Source organism: Streptomyces sp. NPDC058663 (genome assembly GCF_042716745.1).
Taxonomy (GTDB): Bacteria; Actinomycetota; Actinomycetes; order Streptomycetales; family Streptomycetaceae; genus Streptomyces.
The window spans coordinates 1-21300 of the sequence record NZ_JBHXRV010000070.1; the positions used below are offsets into that span (position 1 = coordinate 1).

Below are 21300 nucleotides of genomic sequence, written 5' to 3' on the forward strand. Positions count from 1 at the left end.
CCACCGAGATGTCCTCGGGCACCGCACGTCTGTCCTGGCGCAACAGGCTGAGCAGCGGCTCCAGTGCCTGCTCGTTCTGTACGACGAAGCCCGTCACGTCGGGGCGTTCGGTGAAGATCTGCCCCAGGGCCCCGGCCATCGCGGCGTAGGTGCCCTCGCACGGGCGGTGCAGCACGTGCAGGCCGAGGTCCCGCGCACGGCCGCGCAGACCCTCGATGGTGCGCTCAGCGAAACCTGTCTTGCGTTCGTACACGGCGGGCGCCTCTCCGATCACGGCGATCTGACGGTGCTCCAGCTCCGCCAGGTGCTCCGCGCACTGGGCCCCGGCCTCGGCGAAGTCGAGGTCGACACAGGTGAATCCGGTGGGGTCGGCGGGGAGGCCGATGAGCACCGCGGGCCTGCCGCTCTCGCGCAGCAGGGGCAGCCGGGCGTCCTCGAGCTCCACGTCCATCAGGAGGATGGCATCGGCGAGACCGCTGCCGACCACCCGCTGCACGGCGGCGGGCCCTTCCTCGCCGGTGAGCATCAGGACGTCGAATCCGTGCTCCCGTGCGTGGGTGGCGACGGCGATGGCGATCTCCATCATCACGGGCACATACATGTCCGTACGCAGCGGCATCATCAGCGCGATGATGTTGGACCGGCTGCTCGCCAACGCCCTTGCCCCCGCGTTCGGGTGGTAGCCGAGTTCCTGGATGCTGCGCTCCACCCGTTGCTTCGTCACCGCGGAGATGGTCCGCTTGCCGCTGAGGACGTAGCTCACCGTGCTGGCCGAGACTCCGGCATGCTGCGCTACTTCGGCAAGGGTGACCATCGGAATCTCCATGTGAAGAAGCGCTTCAACATTGCACTTTACGTATATAATGGCGGTTCACCGGCACAATAGTCTGCGCCAATGACGACTGTCCAGGGCATTGCGTCGAAGCGCTTCGATCATCCTGGCGCGTGTGTGATGCATGCGAGACATCGAGACGTGGCGGTTTCCGTCACGTGCCCGCCCGCCCGGGCTCAGTACAACGGCGCCCCCGCCGGCGGTGACTGCCGACGGGGGCCTTTCCCGAGGATGTTCAGCTGGGTGCTCAGCCGCGAGGCACTGCCCCGGGTCAGTGGTAGGTGACGTCGGTCGCCTGGTAGCGGCAGTGGGTGCCGTCGGGGCCCGTGCCGGTCTGGACGGGCTCCTTACCGGTGTTGTTCCCGGTGAAGCGCACGCACGGCTTGATCTTCTTCTTCGCGTCGCCGTGGATACGGACGTTGCGCAGCGAGACGGAGTCGCCGTAGTTGGTGTTGATGCCGACCAGGGACCCGCCGGGGGCGCTCACGTCGACGTCGTTGACCAGGATGGTGCGCCGGTGCTGGGTCTTGCAGTTGCCGCAGGAGCGGACCAGCTTGCCGAAGTCGGCCACCTGGAACTTCGAGACGACCAGCTTGCCCGCCCCGTTGAACTGCAGCACCTTGTCGGAGGCCTTGCGGGCGCCGCCGCCGTACACCGTGTACACGGACTGGGCGGACTTGCCCTTGAAGGTGGCGGCGTCCTCGCCGACGTCCTCCCACCAGACGTTCTGGATCGTGCAGCTGCCGAGGCAGTGCACGCCGTCGGCGGCCGGGGAGCCGATGACGACGTTCTTGAGGACCGCGCCGTCCGCGAGCTCGAACACCGGGTCCTGGCCTTCGCCCTGGCCGCCGCCGCCGAGGTCGCCGGTGCCGAAGTGGCGCTTCAGCTTGCCGTCGTAGGTGCCGGAGACCTTGATGGTGGCGGGCACGGGTGCGCTGCCGGCGGGCCTGGGCCAGGCGGCGGGTGCCTGGGCGACCTTGGCCGCTGCGGGAGTCTTGGCCGCTGCGGAAGCCTTCGCCTGTACGGGTGCCTTCGCCGCGTCGGCCGAGGGGAGCAGCCCGGTGGTGACGAGGGCGCCAGCGGTCAGCGCGCCGACCCCGGCGAGGGCGAGGACTGCACGGCGGCGGGCGGTGCGCCTGCGGTGCGAGTGGGGGGTGGGCGACGCTTGGGGGGTCCGGGTCATGCGGGAGTCTTCCGTTCGTCGTGGGGAGGGGGACGGGAGCGGCCGGATGCCGTTCGTCGTTCCGTAGTTGCCGCCGCCGCGCAAAGGGTTGCCCCTGGAACCGAATTCTTTTCTGCATGCCGCCGGCCGTCTCAGCGCACCGGGTAGAAGTCGCCCCCCACCGTCGCCTTCCTGCCGTCCGCGGCCGTCGTGGTCACCGAGTAGCGGTCGCCGCCGGCGTCCCGGTTGCCCTTGGCGTGGTGGTACTGCCCGGCGGCCCTGTGCTCGCCCGCCGGTACCGTACGGCCCGGCTTCAGCGTCCAGCGGTAGACCAGGGCGCCCGTCTCCCTCCGCACGGAAATGTCGAAGTCCGCGGGGTCCAGCGAGATCCAGCTGCCCGCGTCCCTGACGCCCTCGGTGCCGGCGATGCGGAGTTCGAGGGTGAGCGCGGTGAGAGGTTCGGCCGTCTTGAAGGTGAGGTTGCTCTGCGCCCAGAAGTCGTTGCTGTGCGGGTCGACCGAACCGTCGCCCCAGAGGTGGCCGTCCTGCGTGCGCAGGGCACCGGGTGCGGGAGGGGAGGCGGGGACGGCGGGCGGGGCGGTACCGGCGGGCGGCTTCGTCCCGGCGGTGCCGCCGTCGCGCTCCGGGGTCCGCGCCGGGGTGCGGGGCGGACTGGGCGGGGTCGACAGCGCGGGGCCGGGGGTGCTGGGCAGACCGGTGGGCCGGGCGGCGTCGGTGCCGGTGGGTGTGGGGACGGGCGTGGTGGCCGTACGCACCTTGGAGTCCTTGTGCAGGATGCCCACCACCCCGTAGCCGCCCGCGATCAGGACGGCCGCGCAGGCTGCGGTGGCCCCGGCGACCCGCGGCCAGGACGCGGCGCGCGCCCGTACCCCGGACAGCCGCAGCGGCGATGTACGCACCCCTTTGCGGCCGCGCGCGGAGGACTCCCCCGGCGCTCCGGCGCCCGCTGCCATGCCCCGCTCCACGCGGGCGAGGATGCGGGCGCGGTCGGGTCGGTGCGACGCGGCGGCCCGGTGCAGCTCGTCGCGCACCCGCTCCTGACGCGGGTGCTCCTGGCGCAGGTGCTCCTCGCGCAGTTCGTCCTCGTCCATGGCGGCTACTTCTTCCTTCCGGCCAGTTCCGCCACGGCCCGGTTGCCGTCGCCCTTGCCCTTGCCTTTTCCGTCGCCGAGCAGTTGCTCCAGCTGTGCCATTCCCTTGGAGGTCTGGCTCTTCACCGTACCGACGGAAACGCCGAGTGCGCGTGCGGTGTCCCGTTCGGAGAGGTCGAAGGCGTGGCGCAGCACGACGCAGGCGCGCTTGCGGAACGGCAGCCGCCGCAGGGCTTCCTGCACGTCGACGACGCCCGGTATGTCGGGGGCCTCCACGTGCTCGGAGCGCTGCGACCAGAAGAGGGCGACCCTGCGGCGTTCGCGTACGGCACTGCGGATGCGCCCGCGTACCAGGTTGGCGAGCACGCCGCGGGCGTACGCGGCCGGATGGTCGGCGGCGCGGACCCGGTCCCAGCGGTGCCAGACGGCGAGCAGCGCGTCGGCCGCCAGGTCGTCGGCGGCGTCGGCCTCGCCCGTCAGCAGATGGGCGAGACGGGCCAGTTCGGCGTAGTGGCGCTCGAAGAACTCGTGGAACTCACGTGCGGCATCACCGTCCGATGTCACCACGGGCTGCCTCTCTGCGGTCTACGCGCGTTACGCATGTCGGATGTGCGGCTGGGAAGGCCCTGGTGCGGCCAGGGAGCAGAGTACGCGAACGTCGCGGGAGCCCCGCCCGGGCTCCGCGGTCCGGGAGGTCCGGGCCGTTCACGTGCCGGTGAAGCCGAGGTGCGCGAGCCGGACGGGTCCGCGCAGTTCCACGCGCAGATCGCGGACCCCCTCGACGGGCAGAGGGGTGCGGAGGGTGGTGTAGTCGTACGGTCCCGTGGTGGGCGGGACGGCGACGGTAACCGGGGTCGCGCCCGGGCCGGGGGCGTAGAGGGTGACGGCGCCCGAACCTGCGACGGTGAGGGCTGCGGTCACCACCTTGTGGTGCCCGAAGTCGCAGCTGTAGTAGAGGAGTTCGCCGGGCTCGTCCCGGTCGGCGGGGTGCGCGGGACAGACACAGTCGCCGGTGGCTTTCGTCCGGTCGAGGATGACGGTGGCGTGGCTCTCGTCGTAGTCGACGGCATCGATTCCGCGTTCCAGGACGGGGCGAGGTCCGGCGGGCGGACCTTCGACGCGCAATAGTACGGACTGACGCAGATCGGCACTGGAGGCGCCGGCCAGGAACTCGTACACGCCGGGCTCCAGGAACCAGCGCCGGTGGGCGACGTCCCAGAACTCCAGCGTGGTCAGGGGCAGTGCGAAGTCCAGGCGGCTCGACTCGCCCGGTGCCAGGCGCAGTCGGCGGTGGGCGGCCAGTTCGCGCAGGGGGCGGACCCGTGGCGGGGCCGCGGCCCGTACGTACAGCTGGGCGACCTCGTCGGACGCGCGGGCTCCGGTGTTGGTGACGGTGAACGCCACCCGCAGGAGGTCGCCGTCCCGCTCGGCGGTCAGGTCCGTATAGCCGAATGTCGTGTACGCGAGGCCGTGACCGAAGGGGTAGAGGGGGGTGCCGTCGAAGTAGAGGTAGGTCTGGCGGCTGCCGATGATGTCGTGGTCGAGGAGGCCGGGGAGGTCGGAGTCGGCGGAGTACCAGGTCTGCGGGAGGCGGCCTGCCGGGGAGACGTCACCGGCGATGACCCGGGCCAGGGCTGTGCCGGCGGCCTGGCCGCCGTGTGTGGTCCATAGCAGTGCGGGGAGTTCGCCGGCGGCTTCGGTGACGGCGTACGGGTAGGAGGAGACGAGCGCGAGGACGGTGCGCGGGTTCGCGGCCCGCGCCACCCGCCAGATCCGGTCCTGGGCCTCGGGCAGGGCGAGGGTGATGCGGTCCTCGCTCTCGCGGCCGTTGAGGTGCGGGTCGTTGCCGAGGACGACGACGACCACGTCGGCCGCGGCGGCGGCACGCGCCACGTCCTCGGCGCCGCGGGAGACGGTCTCCACGGTGAAGAGCGTGCCCGCGGCGGGGGCGGCACCCCCGTCGGGGAGATCCTCCTGGGGGACGGCAACCTTTGCACCGTCGGCGGCGACCACGACATGACCCCCCGTCCCGAGGTACCGAAGGAGGTGCCCGTCGCCGTGCCGTTCGAGCCGGAACGTCTCCTGCACGACCCGGCCGCCGGGCTGGTCCACGGAGGCGCGGACACGGCCGTCGTCCGCGACCGAGAGGTAACGGCCGTCCGCCGCGCGCAGGGTGAGGACGTCGTCGCCCCAGTCGGTCAGGATGAACTCGGTGAGCGGGTCCCCACCGGCGCCGGTGCCGTCCGCCTGCGCGGTCAGCGGGGCCAGGTCCGTACGGCCTTCGAGCAGCGCCGGGGCGATCGCCCCTTCCGCCCCGCGTACCTCCCCCTCCGCGGCGTCCCCGCTCCCGGGTGCCCGCAGCAGGCCGGCCGCACAGCGCAGCCGGACCCGGTCGGCGCCCTCGGCGTACGTCACCTGTCCGGCACCGAAGCGGGTGCGCAGCCCGTCGAGCGGGGTGGCGCGGTGCAGCAGTGTGCCGCTGTACCCGTCGCGTGTGCACTCGTCGGCGAGCGGTCCGACGACGGCTATGCGCAGGCGGGGGACGGTCTCGGGGACGAGGGGGAGCAGTCCGTCGTTCTTGAGGAGAACGACGGACTGTTCGGCGACTTCCTGGGCGAGCGCGCGGTGCTCGTCGGTGTCGAAGGCGCCGCCCGCGTCGAAGACTTCCGGGGCGGAGCCTTCCGGACGGGACGCTGCCGCGTCGAAGACGTCCCGGGCGGAGCCTTCCGGACAGGACGCTGCCGCGTCCACGGCGTCCGGGTCGAACTCGCCCAGTGCGCAGCGCACATGGAGCACCCGGCGGGCCGCCGCGTCGATGTCCTCCTGGCCGATCAGCCCCTGCTCCAGGGCGCGGTGCAACCGGCCCAGCATCACCGAGGAGTCCGTGCCGTGGTCGGTGAAGCTGTCGACGCCCGCGCGCAGGGCCGCGGCGGCCGCTTCCTCGTGGGTGTCGAAGTAGTGCTGCACGTCGACGAGGTTGCTGGGGGCTCCGGCGTCGGAGCACACGAGCAGCGGCTGGTCGGTCCAGTCGCGCAGGTGAGCGCGAAGGTACGGGGAGAGGTGGTTGGGCCGGCCGTTGACCAGGTGGTGCGCGGGCATGACACCGGCCACCGCGCCGGCCTCGACGGCGCCCTTGAAGGCACGCAGGTCGTACTCGTGCAGGACGCGCGGGCTGACGGATGCGGACGAGGTGGACCTGTGCGTCTCGTTGTTGTGGGCCGGCCAGTGCGTGAGGACGGGAGCGGTGCGCCAGCGGGTGGGGTGGTCGCCGCGCAGCCCGCGCGTGTAGGCGACGGCGAGCGCCGTGGTCAGGGCGGGATCCTCGGAGTAGCCCTCCTCGCCGCGCCCCCACAGGGGGTTGCGCAGCAGGTTGACCGTGGGGGCCCACACGTGGAGGCCGACCCGGTCGTCCTTGGCGTGCAGGGCACGGACCTCGGCGGCGACGGCTTCGCCGACGCGGTGCACGAGGGCGGGGTTCCAGGTGGCGCCGAGGCCGAGGGCCTGCGGGAAGACGGTCGCGGGTCCCGTCCGGGCGGCGCCGTGCGGCGCTTCCTGTCCGGTGCGGAGCGCGGAGACTCCCAGGTGGTCCACGGCGGGGGCGAACTGGTGCAGCAGTGCCGTCCGTTCACCGGGGGTGAGCCGCCCGAGGAGGTCCTCGACGCGCGCGGCGTCCGGCAGCCGGGGATCACGGAAGTCGGGTGTCACGGGCAGTTCCCCTTGCGGAAGGTACATCATCAGAACCTGCGGCGGCGCTACTCTCACGAAGCGCTTCGATGCTTGTCTTCAGTCGGCGGGACTGTCAAGACGGTGCGCACCAACAAGCGGAATGTGAGCGGGACTTGGCCCGCCGGGCGCACATCCTCTCCCTCGGAAATCTCGCCCTTTCCGTCGCACGACCTCACCCTGGATTCGCCCGCTTTCGATGCGCTTCGACGCACGCCGATGCCGCCCGCCGTTCGACATTTCGAACAATGAACTGCATTCCGAACGACTTTACCCAACCTTCTTGCGGAAGTCCCGGCCGGGTGCTGAGCGCGAACCGCCCCCCCTGTTCCCAGGTCGAGCTGCGGGCCCCGCCGTGGCGGACCGGGCCGGCTGCTACTCCACTCGGGTACCTCCTTCCCCTGCGGATTGCTCCGCGGCCGTTACCGCCCGCCCCGCCGCGCGTTGACAGTCCGTGGCGGTCGCAATACTGCGGCGGCCGTGTTTCCTCGAAGGAGAACTGATGTCTCGTTTCGCCCAGACTGCCGCTGTCGTGGCCGGTGCCGGTGCCCTCATGGCCGGTGGTGCCGGTGTGGCCACCGCTGACGCCGAGGCGCAGGGCGTCACCGCCAACTCCCCCGGTGTCGTGTCGGGCAACCAGGTTCAGGTTCCCGTCCACGTTCCGATCAACCTGTGCGGCAACACCGTGAACGTCATCGGGCTGCTCAACCCGGCGTTCGGCAACACCTGCGTCAACGCTGACGGCGACGACGACCACGACGGTGGCTACGGCAGCTGACCCCTGCGCTGCTCCCGCGGCCTCCTCGACACATGTGTCGAGGAGGCCGCGGTGCGTCCGGCGGCCGGACGCGCGCGGGTCAGACGTAGCGGTACAGCGCGCGGTGGTCGAGCAGTTGGGCCGGCGTCATGTTCCACGGCGGCATCTCCTCGCGGAGGCTGTAGACCCGGCCCTCCTGGGGATCGCCCTGTCGAAGCCGGGTGGCCGGCAGATAGCCGGAGCGGGGGTGGGTCTGCTGCCAGCGCGCCCACAGCAGGTCGACGAACGCGTGGTGGAGCCAGAAGACGGGGTCGTTGGGCGAGACGGCCCCGACCATGACGCCGCCCACCCAGCGGTGCACCCGGTTGTGGTTGGTCCCCCTGTCCGAACCGCCCGTCGCCCATCCCTCGAACTTGTTCCTGAAGCCCCTGCTGGACGTGGAGTCCCAGGGGGCCGCGTCGTACAGGGGGTCCTTCATCGCCCAGGCCACGTCCTGCTTGGTGGGCAGGGTGACCGTGCCTTTGGGGCCGCCGAAGTTCCGTGTGAGGAAACGGGTTTCGGTGACGGAAGTAGTGATCTCCCAGTTGCCCTGGGCGTGGGCGAACGGGCCTGTCATCACCTGCCGGTCCCCCTTCCTGCCGTTGCCGCCCAGGAAGTCCTCAGCCCACAGCGAGGCCGCGGGGGTGTTGTCGGTGGTCCAGTCCCAGTACGGCACCGACACGGCCGGATCGATCGCCTGCAGCGCCTGTTCGAACGCCAGGAGGAACTGTCGGTGCCAGGGGAAGAAGGACGGGGTCATGTGAGCGGCCCGTGGCCCGTCCTCACCGTCGGCGGTGTAGAACTCGCCGTGCAGGGACACGAACTCGTCGTAGCGCCCCGACCGCTTGAGTGCGAGGATCGCGGCGACCAGGCGACGTTTCTCCGTCCGGGTCAGGTTCCGCTGGTTCTTGCGAGTGTGCACCGGTGCGGTTCCTTCTCGTTCAGGTGGTGTGCGCGGAGGTCCTGGACAGCCGCGCGGGCCCCAGGTCGTCGACGGCGGCACGGGCGGCGTCGAGGAGCGTCGGAAACGTCTCGTAGTGGTTGACCACGCTCATGTATCCGCCGTTCGCGCACCTCATGACGTGGAGGGGCCGCCCGTCGATGAGCACCTCGGGCAGGAGGTGCGCGTGCGCCCGGACCGGGTCGCGCAGCCGCTTCACCGTCCCGCTCGGCACCAGGGCTTCGATGTGGCGGCCCAGGTACATCTCGGAGAAGCCCTCCGTCGCCGGGGGCGGCGCGTGCGCGGGTCCTGCGGAGGCCTTCCTCCCGAGGATCGGCGCGAGCACCGCCGCGGTCCCGGCGATGACGGTGGCACCGAACGCGGTACGCAGCACCGCGCGCCGGGTCGACAGCGCCGCGCGCACCGCCCCCGCCGTCCGGCCCGCCTGGGGGATACAGGTCCTCATGGGTGGTCGCCTTTCACATCTGTTCATGTACTGGACAACGAGGTGGCGGCGAAACGGTTCTCGCCGGAGCGGTGGTCCGGGCGTTCGAGCCCGACGCCGGGCACGTTCCGCTCGTGCGTAGCCGACCCGCCCGCGCGGGTCGGCGCACAGTGCTGTGCCCGCGCCCGGATTCCACTCGACTGGCCCCGGTAGGACGGCTCTTCTCCCACAGATGGCGTACTAATCGGCCTTCTATGACCTGTTCGTAGGAATTCCCGCCTAATGTCCGGAGGTATGTGTGCACCACTGAAGAGGAGAGGCATATGCCAGCTCGGCGGAATCTGACCGCCCTTTCGATCGGGACGATTTCCGTCGGCCTGCTCGCCGCCACGTGCGGTGCGCCGGGATGGCCGCAGGCGGGGAAGGTGCCCGAATCCGATCGCACTTCTGTCCACGCGGATGCGAAGCCCGTCACGGCGAATCCCGCACCCCGTTACCCGGCGGCCTCCTCCGGGCGCGACGACGGCCGGCCCGACACGGCTGTCGGCGCCTACCTGCACTACGGTGCGGACGGGGTACGGCGGGCGAAGCAGCTGTCGCGCTGGCTCGGCGGCACCGAACTCACCGTCGGCCACACCTATCTGCCCGGCGACCTGTGGTCCAACATCGAGGGCCGGCCGGAGTTCCTGCGGCCCTGGGCGGAGTGGCGACGCGGCGCCCCCGAGCGGATGTTCGTCCTCAACGTCCCGATGGCCGACGGCAACGAGGACCGTGTCTCCGACCGGAAGGTCCGCTCGCTGCTGCGGGCCGGCGCCCGGGGCGACTTCAACCGGCACTACCGGCAGCTCGCCCAGAATCTGGTCGACCTGGGCGTCCCGGACGCGGTTCTCGTCCTCGGCTGGGAGATGAACGGCATCACCTACACCCACCGCTGCGGCCCCGATCCGGCCGCGTGGAAGGCGTACTGGCGGGGGATCGTCGAGACCATGCGGTCGGTTCCCGGCCAGAAGTTCCGCTTCGACTTCGCCCCCAACCGCGGCCGGGACGCGATCCCGTGGACCGAGTGCTACCCGGGTGACGACGTCGTCGACATCATCGGCATGGACTCCTACGACCAGCCGCCGGGCGAGTCCTTCGACGACCAGGTCAGGGCCCCCTACGGACTCCAGCACCACGTGGACTTCGCCGCGGCCCACGGCAAGCCGGTCTCGTACCCGGAGTGGGGACTGTTCCGCAACGGGGACAACCCCGAGTACATGCGGCGCATGCTCGACTGGTTCACGCGGCACAAGCCGCTCTACCAGACCATCACGGACTACTGTCCGCACGGCGTCTGGCAGTGCGAGCAGAACCCGGAGGCGTCCGAGGTGTTCCGCAAGTCGCTCTCCGCGAAGCCGACGCCGGTGCCGCCGGAGCCGACCCCGGTGCCGCCGGAGCCGACGCCCGTTCCGCCGGAGCCGACCCCGGTGCCGCCGAAGCCGACCGTCCCGGCCTGGCCCAAGCCGAACCCGGACGACTGGTGCGTGCCCTGGCAGATGGACGAGTGGCTGACCCGCTGGATGCCCGAACTGCGCACCTGCGCACAGCCGTTCTGGTCCAGGTTCGACTACCGCTAGCCACCACCGGGCGGCCCCGTCGGGTATCGACGGGGCCGCCCGGCGCGTTTGCGGGCAGGCACGGCCCTTGTGCCCGGCGCTCCCCAGGCACTCCGCGGACGCTTCCCCGACGCTTCAGCGCATGGCGGCGTTCGCCCGCCGGCTGTCGAACCGCGCCCGCCACTCGCGAGCGGCGGGCAGCCGCTCGGCCACGGTCCTGGCGGCCAGGTCCCGCGAGGTCACCTGCGCCGTACGCAGCGACAGCAACGGCTGGAGTGCCGTACGGGCCAGCAGCAGCCTGCTGTTGGTCACCGGCTGCGGACGCCAGTGGTCCTTGTAGGCCTCCGAACCCCGCAGCAGGCTGAGCACGCCGCCTCCGGAACCCGCCGCCAGATGCGCGTCGTGGCGCAGCAGCATCGCGGTCACGTCGACCTTCCGCTCCCTGAGGACGGGGTCCGCGCCGTAGAGGTAACCGCCGGTGAGCCCGCCGGAGTGCACGGTCAGTTTGGCGGCGACGACCTCGCCGTCCTGCCGGAACTCGGTGAGCGCCGCGTCGCCGTCGCGCACCATGCGGCGGGCCGCCCGCTCCAGGTGGGCGGCGAACCTCGGCCGCAGGTGCTCGACGTTGACGCCCCTGCCCCTCCACTGCAGTTCGTGCAGCCGCAGCAGGTGACCGACCGCGCCGGGCACCTCGTGTTCGGAGACCACGCGGCTCTCGATCCCGAGCGCGTCGATCTTGCGGAGCTTGGCGCGGACCCGCTGGGCCCGGCTGCTCGTCATCCGCCGGGCGAGCTCGTCGATCGGCGCGGCGGGCAGTTCCATGCAGGTGGAGTCCTCGAGGCGCGCGCGGGCGCCGGACCAGGACTCGTACAGTTTCTCGGCCACCGCGCCGGGCCGTACCTCCCGCAGGTCGACCACGGCGTGCGGGGCGGCCGTGCTCAGGCCGTGCCGCAGGGCGCGCAGCGTGTCCTGCGCGCCTTCGTCGTCGACCAGGACGTCGAAGTAGTCGGAGATGCCGAGGCCGACGGGGACCAGCAGGGGCATCGGACGGTGCACGAGCATCAGCGGTGCCACGCCGACCAGCCGGTCGCCGCGCCGCACCAGTACGGTGCGCAGCCGGCCCTCGGTGCCGTACGAGAGCCACCAGGAGCTCAGCCAGGCATGGCTCTGGAAGGGGGTCGCCGCGGCACAGCGCCGGTGCAGCGCGTCCCATTCGGTGCGCAGTTCCGCGAAGTCCCGGGGGTCGCGGCAGAGGGTGGCGCGCAGGGTGTCGGACCTCATGTGCGTTACACCCTCTCCCGCTCGGCGCCGAGGTGGTCGGTCGGGTGCGCGGGGGACGGCACCGGTGTGGGTGCGGGCGCCTCCCTCGGGCGCCGGGGCCGCACGAGCAGGAGGAGCCCGCCGACGAGCCCGCCCGCGCAGGCGCCGACCGCCGAGGTGAGCGGCACGGGCTGGGCGGAGGAGGCGAGGGGGGGCACCGCCCGGGCGAAGGTGACCAGCTTGACCCCGGTCTCCTTCGACATCCCGTTGCTCCTCGTGAGCAGGGCGTCGGCCACGGCGTTGGAGATGTCGGCGGCTTCCACGGGGACGGCGGAGGTACCGGTGATCGCGATCATGGGCGAGTCGGGCGAGGTCTCCGTCTGCACCTGGGTGCGCAGGGACGCGGCCGGGACCCCTGCCGTGACGCTCGCGTACGCGAGGGTGGAATCGCTGGCGGTGATCCGCCCGTACGCCTGGGCGTAGCCGAGGGCCGAGTCGGGCGGTGTGTCCTTGAGGGGAGAGGCGATGACGTAGCCGGTGGACCGGTACTCCGGTTCCTGGAGCATCCCGTAGGTGCCCGCGCACACTGCGCCGAGGAGGGCGCAGACGGGCACGGGCCACCAGGTGGGCAGGGGCCGCAGCGGTGCCACGGACCGCGCGGCGAGCCGGCGGAGCCGTGCCGGGGCGGAGTTCTGCTGCTCGGGCATCTCGGTCATGGGCGTGCTCTCTCGGTCGAGGTCGAAGTCGAGGACGAAGGGGCAAGGGCGTGGGCGTAGACGTCCATGAGGCGGGCGGCGCTGCGCGCGATGTCGTAGTGGCCCACCGCGGGCGGCGGGCTCAGCCGCCCCGTCGCGGACTCCGTGCGGGCGCGTCGCAGCGCGGCCGTCAGTTCGGCCGGGTCGCCGCTGATGCGCCGGGCGTGCGGCGCGTGGTCCGCGGGCAGGTCCTCGATCGCGGGGCAGGCGCGGTACAGGACGGGCAGTCCGGCGGCCAGCGCCTCCACGACGGCGAGTCCGAAGGCCTCTTCGCGGGAGGTGGAGACGAAGGTGTCCATGGCGCCGAGCAGGGCCGGGATGCCGGGCGCCGCGGTGCCCGCCGTGCAGTCGCGCTCGCCGAGCAGCCGGATCCGGTCCGTGGCCCCGAGCTGCGCCGCGAGCGCCCGCAGCGGTTCCCGCTCGGGGCCTTCGCCCGCCAGCAGGAGGTGTGCCCCGGGCAGCGCGGCCACCGCGCGTACGAGCGTCCCGAAGTGTTTGCCGGGTACGAGCCGGCCGACTCCGCCGACCACGAAGGCGTCCTCGGGGATGCCCAGGGCCGTGCGGGTGGCGCTGCGGACGGCACGGTCGTGGCGGAAGAGTGCGGCGTCGATGCCGTTGGGGACGACGTGGACGCGTGCGGCGGGGACGCCCCAGTCGTGCAGGCGGGCGGAGACGGTCCCGGAGACCGCGACGGTCGCGGAGCCGAGGCGCTCGGTGGACAGGTACAGGGCACGGGTGCCGCGGCTCAGCGGACGCCCTTCGATCTCGGCACGGCCCAGGGAGTGTTCGGTGGCGACGCAGGCCCGCACGCCGGCCAGCCGTGCGGCGATCCGCCCGTACACGCAGGCGCGGTAGAGGTGGGTGTGGACGAGGTCGTACCGGCCGCGGCGGATCAGCCGGACCAGCCGGGGCAGGGCCGTCAGATCGCGGTTGCCGCGCATCCCCAGGTGGGTGACGCGCACGCCGTCCGCCCGCAGTCCCTCGGCGACCGCGCCCGGGTTGGTCAGGGTCACGACGTCGCAGCGCACCGGGAGGTGACGCAGCACCAGCCGCAGCTGCTGTTCGGCGCCGCCGACGCCGAGGCCGGTGATGATGTGCAGTGCCTTCACCGCCCGCCGCCGACCGGGAGGGAGCGCGAGGTGCCGGTGGGGCCGGGGGGCGTGAGGCTGCCGCGGCGGGGGCGCAGCCTTTTCGCCCAGAGGTGGGCGGCGCGGTCGGCCTGGCTGATGTGCGTACGGGGCAGGGCGTAGGCGCCGGTCAGCGGGCCCGGGTCGATGGCGCAGCCGTACGCGTAGCCCGCGTCGCGCACCGCGTCGGCCACCCGCTGGTCGAAGGTGCCGTACGGGTAGCAGAAACCTGTCGGCGGGCGGCCGGTGAGGCGGCCGATGAGCGCGCGGCTGTCCCGGACCTCCGCGCGCAGTTCCGCGTCGGTCGTGCGGGTGAGGTCGCGGTGGACGAGACCGTGCGAACCGATCTCCATGCCCGCCTCGGCGGCCGCCCTGATGCCGCTTTCGGTCAGCAGGGGTCTGCGCGGGCCGAGCGGGTCCCACTCGTTGGTGCCGCCCGGGCGGCCGGGCAGGACGAAGACGGTGGCGGTACAGGCGTGCCGCCGCAGGGCGGGCAGGGCGGCTTCCAGGAAGTCGGCGTATCCGTCGTCGAAGGTCAGCCCCACCAGCCCGCGGGCGCGGCCGGCCGCGTGGGCCCGCAGCAGGGTGGCGACGCCGACGCCGGTCAGTCCCCGGCGGCGCAGCCAGCGCAGGTGGTGGTCGAGGCGGTCCGCGGCGACGGTGATGCCGTACGGGTCGTCGTTCGGGTCCGCCACCGAGTGGTACATCAGGATCCACGGGGGCGCGGCAGTCGGCGCGGGGGGACAGGACCTGGTGGGCCGGTAGCTCCGGGCAGTCGGATCAGCGGTCATGGGAGAACCTCTGTCGGGTGAGAGCCAGCAGGTGGACGATTTCGGGGGCTCTGACCAGCAGCCCCGTGGCCAGGAAGGTGCCGGGGACCAGCAAGCAGCCCGCGCAGAGACTGAGCAGCGGGCTCGCCGGCAGGGGGGCGGCCGCCCAGCCCGCGGCGGCGGCGGCCGCGGCGGCGGCGGCCAGTCTCCCCAGCGCGAGACTGATCCCGCGCACGTCGACGGGGAGCACGCGGGAGCCGAGGCCGGCCAGGAGCAGCAGGGCGGTGGTGGTGATGCCCAGGGCGTTGGCGGCGGCGATCCCGTAGACCCCCCAGGGGCCCACGGTGAGCGCGCCCGCCGCGATGGTCACGGCGAGTCCGGCGCCCATCGAGGCGGCCGGGTACCAGGTGGGCCGGGCCGAGGAGAAGAACGGCCGCCCCAGGGCACCGACCAGGCAGTGGCCGAGGAGGCCGAGCGCGTACAGCCGCATCACCGTGGCGGTGGCCGCGGTGTCCTGGGCGCCGAACGCGCCACGCTGGAAGAGGACTTCGATGATCTGCGGGGCGTAGCCGATGACCATGGCGGTGCCGAGCAGGACGATGGCCCCGGCCAGGCCCAGATCGCGTTCGACCCGTCGCCGTGCGCGTTGCAGGTCGCCCTCGGCCATGGCCTGGGCGAGGGCGGGGAAGGTCACCGTGCAGATCATCAGCGACAGCACCATCGGCATCTGCGCGACCTTCTGCGCGTAGTTCAGATGGGAGATGGCGCCCGCGGGCAGCCCGGAGGCGAAGAAGCGCTCGACCAGGACCTGGGACTGCCTGCTGACGGTGAAGACCATGACGGGCAGCAGGAGACCGATGCCCAGGTGCCGCAGGGTCGCCGCGCGCTGCGTGCCGCGCGGCCGGCGCGCGTGCCGGCCGGGGCGCCCCGGACCCACCAGCCGGAGGAATCCCGGGAGTTGGACGAGGACCATGAGCAGGCTGCCCAGGGCCACCCCGGCGGCGGCGGCACGCACGCCCCACACCGAATGCAGGGCGAGCATGGTGGCGATGACGCCGACGTTGTACGCGACGTACACCCCGGCCGGTGCGAGGAATCTGCCGTGCGCGCGCAGCCCCGCGCTGCAGTAGCCGGTGAGGGCGAAGGTGAGCACGGTGATCGAGGTGAGACGCGTGCAGTCGACGGCCAGTTGGGGGTCTTCGAAGCCGGGGGCGAGGATCCGGACGACCCACGGAGCTCCGAGCATCAGCAGTCCGGCCGCACAGGCCAGCAGGCCGAAGAGGCGCGGGCAGGTGGCGGCGACCAGTGCGCGGACGGGGTCCGGTGCGGAGCCGTCCTGGGTGGCGGCGGCGCGCCGGGTGAGGGCCTGGCTGAAGGCGGGGATCAGCAGCAGCGCCATCGCGTCCTCGATCAGCAGGGTCGCAGCCATCTCGGGCACGGTCCAGGCGATGAGGAAGGCGTCGCTCTCGATGCCCGCGCCGAACAGGTGCGCGATGGTCTGGTCGCGCACCAGGCCGAGCAGCGAACCGGCGGCGGTCAGCGCGGCGGTGACCCACGCGGCACGGACGAGCAGACGCCCGAGCCGGGGCGGTTCGGCACTGCCGGCGGCGGGGGGTGCGGCGAGGGGCGGCCGCCGGTCGTCGTTGCCGGTGGCCGGGGGGTGCCCGTCGTCGTTGCCGCCAGCCGGGGAACGCACCTCGTCGTTGCCGGTGACCGGGGGACGCACCTCCTCCTTGCCGACGGCCGGGGGACGCACCTCCTCCTTGCCGACGGCCGGGGGACGCACCTCCTCCTTGCCGACGGCCGGGGAGCGCATTTCGTCGTTGCCGGTGGTCGGGGGTGGGACGGCGGCGAGACGCGTCGCCTCACCGCCGGTGGTCATGGAGGGGACGGCGGGGGGACGCACGTTGTCCCCGCCGCCGGTGACGGGCGGTGCGGCGTCGGGAGGCACGTCCTCGCTGCCCGTCGTCCCGGGCGGAGCCACAGGGGGGCGCACCTCCTCGGCCGGGCCCGTGGTGGCCCTGAGTTCGCTCACCCGGCTGCCCGCGCTTCCGGTGCGGCGGGCGCGGAAGGCACCAGCGCCGGCTGCCCGGTGGGGGCGGCGGACACCGTGTGCCCCGGCCCCGCCAGCGCCCACCAGGCGGCCAGGCCGAAGACGATGCCGGTGAGGACCGTCGAGGGGCCGCCGATGTCGGCGTACAGGAAGTCGACGGTCTGCCAGAGGGCCAGGGCGACGGCGACCAGTCCGCAGTCGGCTGCGGCCGCGGCCCGTCCCCTGCCGGGCAGCAGACGGCGTACGCCGCCCACGAGCACCGCCGCCCAGCTGCCGACGAAGGCGGTGACGCCGATCAGCCCCTGCTCGCTGAGGACGAGCAGGTACATGTTGTGCGGGGAGAGCAGGGGCTGCTTCTCGAAGGCACGGCCGGCGCCCGCCGTGTCACTGCCCGAGGAAAGCCCGATGGAGGCGTGCGCGTCGCGGTGCGCGGGGAATCCCTTGAGGCCGACCCCGGTGACGGGCTGTTCGCGCCACATGCTCGTGGCGGCGGCCCACATGGTGTACCGGTCGTTGACGGACCGGTCGGGGGTGTCGGTCACCTGGGTGATGCTGGAGAGCCGCTGCGAGATCACTTGCGAACCGACGCCGAACCCCGCGACCAGGACCACCGAGACGGGCACCAGAACCGCGAGGGTGCGCATCGCCTGGCGGCGGCCGGCCAGCAGGAGCATGACGGCACCGGCGGTCACCGTGGCGATCCACGCTCCCCGGCTGAAGGACAGCGCCAGGGGTACGACGAGGCCCACCGCGGCGGCGAGCGCCGCCGGCCGCAGCCAGGTGGGGGCGCCGCGCGGGGTGCGCAGGGCGAGCGCCGCCGCGGCGAGCAGCCCGTAGGCGACGACCGTGGCCATGCCCATCACGTCGGTGGGTCCGAAGGTCCCCACCGCGCGGATGTCCTCGCCCATGTAGGAGGCGCCGGTTCCGGTGGCGAACTGGTGGACGCCGACGGCACCCTGCACGAGTGCGAGTACGGCGAGGCAGCCGGTGACGACCCGGAAGCCCCAGGCGTCACGGATCATCAGGACCACGGCCAGCGGCACCAGGACGAACACCTGGAGGTAGCGGACGAATCCGGTCAGGCTCAGGGCGGGGTCGGCCGAGGTGACCGTGGCGATCGCGCAGGCCACCGCGGGGGCGCCGAAGACGAAGGCGGCGGCCGGTGCCAGGGGCCTCGGCCCGTGGCGCAGCACGCGGACGAGGGCGCAGAGCACGAGGGCGCCCGAGGCGGCATCGGCGGGGGTGACGCGCGCGGGGCCGCCGGCCCCTCCCCCGTCGACGGGGGCGGCCAGCAGCAGGACGGTCGCGAGGACCGGCAGCAGCGGCCACCACCGGGCGGCCGCCGCACCCAGGGCGCCGGCGGCCACGGCGGCCGGTGGCACGGGAGCGGTGGTCCTGTCGGCCGCGTCCTCTTCCCCCGCAGCGTGCGGGAGGGCAGCAGCGGCTGCCCCGGCGGCGTTCGGATGGGCGCCAGCCGCCGCCCCGCCGTTCGGATGGGCGGCGACCGCTGCCCCGGGGTTCGGACGGGCCGCGGCCACTCCCCCGGCGGCGGTGGTCCGGTGGACGTTCATGCTCAGCTGCCCCCGAACCGGAACAGGGAGGCGGCGGTGCGCGCGAGGATGCATACGTCCTGCCAGAGCGACCAGGTCTCGATGTAGTGGTTGTCGAACCGGGCGCGGTCCTCGATCGACGTGTTGCCGCGCAGCCCGTTGACCTGGGCGAGTCCCGTGATGCCGACGGGGACGCGGTGGCGGGCCTGGTAGCCGGGGTAGGTCTGGCGGAACTGGGTGACGAAGTAGGGCCGTTCGGGCCGGGGCCCGACCATGCTCATGTCGCCGCGCAGCACGTTCCACAGCTGCGGCAGCTCGTCGAGGGACGAGCGTCTCAGCAGGCTGCCGACCGGGCTCATCCGGCGGTCGTGGGCGACGCTCCAGCGGGTGGCCGACTCGTGCGCGTCGGCGGGTCGCAGGGTGCGGAACTTCAGGAGGACGAACGGCTGCCCGTGCAGTCCGACGCGCTCCTGGCGGAACAGGACGCCGGGGCCGTCCGAGATCCTGACCGCGAGGGCGCAGGCGGCGAGCACGGGCGCGGCGAGGACCAGGGCGACGGTGGCCAGTACGACGTCCAGGGCCCTCTTGGCGGCCAGGGCGACCGGGTTCTGCGGCACCGTCATGGGGCGCACGGCGAATCCCCACAGGTGGTCGGCGCCCGCCGATGCACCCGGCCCGACAGCGGCCGTTTCCGGTCCTTCGACGGCCCAGAGGCGGCAGCCGTATCCGGTGAGCAGGGCGATCAGCTCCTGCGGGTCCGGCCCGCCCGTGTGCGGCCGGACGAAGACGGCGTGCCGTACGTCGGCCTGTACGACCGCCCGGCTGACGTCCTCCGCGGTGGCGAGCACGGGCAGGGTGAGGAGGCCCGCCGACGGCGTCTCGGTCACACCGACCTGTCCCACCGGCCGCATGCCGTACTCGGCGCGCTCGTAGAGGGCTGTGGTGAGGCGCTGCGCGAGGGGTCCGTCGCCCACGACGAGCGTCGACTGGGGGTGGCGGGCGGCCTGGCGGCGGTTCAGCCGGTAGGTCCCGGCCCGTCCCCCGCAGACCAGCAGCGCCTGGAGGGCCGCGGCGCAGGCCGCAGCTGGCCATCCGGAGTCGTGGCCGGAGCCGTACGCGGCGAAGACCTCGGTGGTGGCGATCCACTGGAGCAGGGCGAGGCCGGCCAGCGCCGGCAGTTCGGCGAGCGCGGACGGGGAGAGCCGCGGGCGGTAGAGGCCGCCGTACGCCAGCAGCAGCAGCTGTACGCACACGAGCGGGGCGACCGCCCACCACGGCCGGGTGGCTCCCGGGGACAGCAGCAGGGCCGCGGCGAGAGTGACCGCGTCGCTGCCGAGCAGGACCGCGAGGTGCCGGTGGCCGTGGGCGGCGCTCACGGAGGACGCCACGGGGCGGCGCCGCGCGGATCTGCGGGGCGCGTGGAGCAGCGTCGAGCCGTGCTGGGCCTCGCGCGCGGAAGTCCGCGCCGCGGGAGCGCTCTCTGTCGTCATTACTGGGTGCACTCCCTCATGGCGGGCCGGGGTGAGCCGAGGACTTCCCGGTAGAGGTCGAGGACTGCCGCGGCGGTGGTGCGTACGTCGTGTGCGGCGCGGGCGTGGCTGCGGGCCCGTCGGCCCAGGGACTCCCGGAGGGCCCGGTCGCACAGGAGGGCGGTGAGGGCGCTCGCCAGTGCCGCCGGTTCCTGCGGCGGTACGAGACAGTGGGCTGCGTCGCCGGGTGGCAGGCTCTCCCGGGCGCCGCTGACGTCGCTCAGCACGACGGGGGTTCCGCAGGCCATGGCTTCGAGGGGGGCCAGGGCCATGCCCTCCCAGCGCGAGGGGAGCACGACGACGTCGGCCGCGTGCAGCCAGGGCCTGGTGTCCGTGACCGCACCGGCGAACAGGACGCCGGGCGGGGCCAAGTGGCGCAGCCGCTCCCCCTCGGGACCTTCGCCCACCAGGACCAGCCGTGCGCCGGGCACCGACCGGGTGACTGCGGGCCAGGCCCGCAGCAGGACGTCCTGTCCCTTCTGCCGGCACAGCCTGCCCACGCAGACCACCAGGGGGGCACCGGGTGGCGGACCCTCGAACGCCGGCACGCCGGGGCGTGCTTCGGTGCGGACATCCGGGTTGCCTGCCGCGCTGCCGGGGGCGGGCATGTGGCCTGCCGCACCATCTGCCGCGGTGTCGGTGCTGAAACGCGCGAGGTCGATGCCGTTGTGGATCACCGACCAGCGGGCCGCGATCCCCGCCGCCTCCCCCGCGTGCCGCTCGGCCTCGCTGACGCACAGGATCCTGGTGCTCCACCGGGCCGCCTGCCGCTCCCACGTACGGGCCAGGCCCGCGGGGCGTCCCTCCATCGCGTCGAACGACCACGCGTGCGGCTGGAAGATGGTCGGAACCCGGCCCCTCACCGCGAGCCGGCCGGCGAGCCCCGCCTTGGCGCTGTGCGCGTGCAGGACGTCGGGGGCGCTCCGGCGGATCAGCCCGGCCGCGGTCAGCACCTCGGAGGCGAGTGCGGGGCCCGGTGCCCGGCCGGCGGGCCAGCGGAGCACCTCCGCGCCGGCCTCGGCGGCCTGCCGGGCGAGCGGGCCGCCGGGCGGGCAGGCCACGAGCGCGCGCACCCCCCGGCCGACCTGGGATCTGACGAGGTCGACGACCACGCGGGCGACTCCACCGTCCACCGGCTGCACCAGATGAAGAACCGTCAGCAGCCGTTTTCCGGACGGGCTGTGCCTCACGGGTGGCTCCCTTCGTGCGTGGAAGTTGAACTGGCTCGGGTGCGGGGGCCGGGCGGCCGGCCGCAGCGCGGAGGGGCCTGGTGCCCTCTGAGTGGAGGGATGCGGTCGTACCGGGCACGGGCAGGTGCCGGGCGGGGAACTGCGCATCGGGGCCGGGCGGTTCGGGGCGGCCCATGGAGCGGGAAGACGCTCCAGGAGCCGTGCGGGGCCGCGGGTTTCGCGCGGGAGGGTTACGGGGCCGCCGCTCGGGGCGCGAAGGGGCAGGCCTGGTGCCGCGGGCCCGGGGGAAGGGGAGGGGGAGGGGGCCGCTCGTTCATCTCAGGCCGCCCGGAACAGCTGCCTTGCGTTCATATGGAGAAACGAGGGGACCGGACCGGTGTTTCCCAAGTGCCTGGCGAAGCAGCACTCGCTGACTTCCGCATGCGTCCCACTCCGGATTTCGTTGGATGAAAATAGGAGTGC

The 21300-nt window shown here is 73.2% G+C and carries 17 protein-coding genes; 2 read left to right on the top strand and 15 right to left on the bottom strand.

Annotated features, from left to right (window positions below; all coding sequences use genetic code 11):
• The 5 genes from ACFWVV_RS34625 to ACFWVV_RS34645 form a co-directional block, all read right to left on the bottom strand.
• A partial coding sequence (locus tag ACFWVV_RS34625; protein WP_384422889.1) for a LacI family DNA-binding transcriptional regulator occupies positions 1–814 on the bottom strand: 814 nt, incomplete at its 3' end.
• Positions 815–1103: 289 nt separating this feature from the next.
• On the bottom strand, positions 1104–2015 hold the full coding sequence (locus ACFWVV_RS34630) for a pectate lyase (protein WP_384357679.1): 912 nt from the start codon (positions 2013–2015) through the stop codon (positions 1104–1106).
• A 131-nt stretch (positions 2016–2146) separates the two neighbouring features.
• On the bottom strand, positions 2147–3106 hold the full coding sequence (locus ACFWVV_RS34635) for a hypothetical protein (protein ID WP_384357677.1): 960 nt from the start codon (positions 3104–3106) through the stop codon (positions 2147–2149).
• Positions 3107–3111: 5 nt separating this feature from the next.
• A complete protein-coding gene (locus ACFWVV_RS34640; RefSeq protein WP_384357675.1) occupies positions 3112–3672 on the bottom strand; it encodes a SigE family RNA polymerase sigma factor in 561 nt (186 codons plus the stop codon).
• Positions 3673–3810: 138 nt separating this feature from the next.
• Positions 3811–6837, bottom strand: coding sequence for a glycoside hydrolase family 3 C-terminal domain-containing protein (locus ACFWVV_RS34645; protein ID WP_384357673.1), 3027 nt, complete (start codon positions 6835–6837; stop codon positions 3811–3813).
• Positions 6838–7330: 493 nt separating this feature from the next.
• On the opposite strand from ACFWVV_RS34645, the gene ACFWVV_RS34650 reads away from it, so the two are divergent.
• On the top strand, positions 7331–7606 hold the full coding sequence (locus tag ACFWVV_RS34650; RefSeq protein WP_384357671.1) for a chaplin: 276 nt from the start codon (positions 7331–7333) through the stop codon (positions 7604–7606).
• 79 nt (positions 7607–7685) lie between these two features.
• On the opposite strand, the gene ACFWVV_RS34655 is transcribed toward ACFWVV_RS34650, so the two are convergent.
• Positions 7686–8546, bottom strand: coding sequence for a tyrosinase family protein (locus ACFWVV_RS34655; RefSeq protein WP_384357669.1), 861 nt, complete (start codon positions 8544–8546; stop codon positions 7686–7688).
• 19 nt (positions 8547–8565) lie between these two features.
• The gene (locus tag ACFWVV_RS34660; RefSeq protein ID WP_384357667.1) at positions 8566–9030 is read right to left on the bottom strand and encodes a tyrosinase family oxidase copper chaperone; all 465 of its coding nucleotides are present in this window, start codon (positions 9028–9030) and stop codon (positions 8566–8568) included.
• A 302-nt stretch (positions 9031–9332) separates the two neighbouring features.
• Between ACFWVV_RS34660 and ACFWVV_RS34665 the strand changes: the two genes are divergently transcribed.
• Positions 9333–10625 (top strand): glycoside hydrolase family 26 protein, encoded by a 1293-nt coding sequence (locus ACFWVV_RS34665; protein ID WP_384357665.1) that lies wholly within the window; start codon positions 9333–9335, stop codon positions 10623–10625.
• 114 nt (positions 10626–10739) lie between these two features.
• On the opposite strand, the gene ACFWVV_RS34670 is transcribed toward ACFWVV_RS34665, so the two are convergent.
• The 8 genes from ACFWVV_RS34670 to ACFWVV_RS34705 are packed head-to-tail and all read right to left on the bottom strand — an operon-like array spanning position 10740 to position 20838.
• On the bottom strand, positions 10740–11885 hold the full coding sequence (locus tag ACFWVV_RS34670) for a GNAT family N-acetyltransferase (RefSeq protein WP_384358212.1): 1146 nt from the start codon (positions 11883–11885) through the stop codon (positions 10740–10742).
• A gap of 5 nt (positions 11886–11890) precedes the next feature.
• Positions 11891–12580, bottom strand: coding sequence for a lipopolysaccharide biosynthesis protein (locus tag ACFWVV_RS34675; RefSeq protein WP_384358214.1), 690 nt, complete (start codon positions 12578–12580; stop codon positions 11891–11893).
• Positions 12577–13728 (bottom strand): glycosyltransferase, encoded by a 1152-nt coding sequence (locus tag ACFWVV_RS34680; protein ID WP_384358216.1) that lies wholly within the window; start codon positions 13726–13728, stop codon positions 12577–12579. The genes ACFWVV_RS34675 and ACFWVV_RS34680 overlap by 4 nt, the downstream gene beginning before the upstream one ends.
• Entirely contained in the window at positions 13725–14537 is an 813-nt protein-coding gene (locus ACFWVV_RS34685; RefSeq protein WP_384358218.1) for a polysaccharide deacetylase family protein, read from the bottom strand. The genes ACFWVV_RS34680 and ACFWVV_RS34685 overlap by 4 nt, the downstream gene beginning before the upstream one ends.
• Entirely contained in the window at positions 14527–16551 is a 2025-nt protein-coding gene (locus ACFWVV_RS34690) for a lipid II flippase MurJ (RefSeq protein ID WP_384358220.1), read from the bottom strand. The genes ACFWVV_RS34685 and ACFWVV_RS34690 overlap by 11 nt, the downstream gene beginning before the upstream one ends.
• The gene (locus ACFWVV_RS34695) at positions 16548–18140 is read right to left on the bottom strand and encodes an O-antigen ligase family protein (protein WP_384358222.1); all 1593 of its coding nucleotides are present in this window, start codon (positions 18138–18140) and stop codon (positions 16548–16550) included. The genes ACFWVV_RS34690 and ACFWVV_RS34695 overlap by 4 nt, the downstream gene beginning before the upstream one ends.
• A 2-nt stretch (positions 18141–18142) precedes the next feature.
• On the bottom strand, positions 18143–19609 hold the full coding sequence (locus tag ACFWVV_RS34700) for a sugar transferase (RefSeq protein WP_384358224.1): 1467 nt from the start codon (positions 19607–19609) through the stop codon (positions 18143–18145).
• Positions 19609–20838: a glycosyltransferase family 4 protein gene (locus ACFWVV_RS34705; protein ID WP_384358226.1), complete on the bottom strand. Its 1230-nt coding sequence runs from the start codon at positions 20836–20838 to the stop codon at positions 19609–19611. The genes ACFWVV_RS34700 and ACFWVV_RS34705 overlap by 1 nt, the downstream gene beginning before the upstream one ends.
• Between the last annotated feature and the right edge of the window lie 462 nt (positions 20839–21300).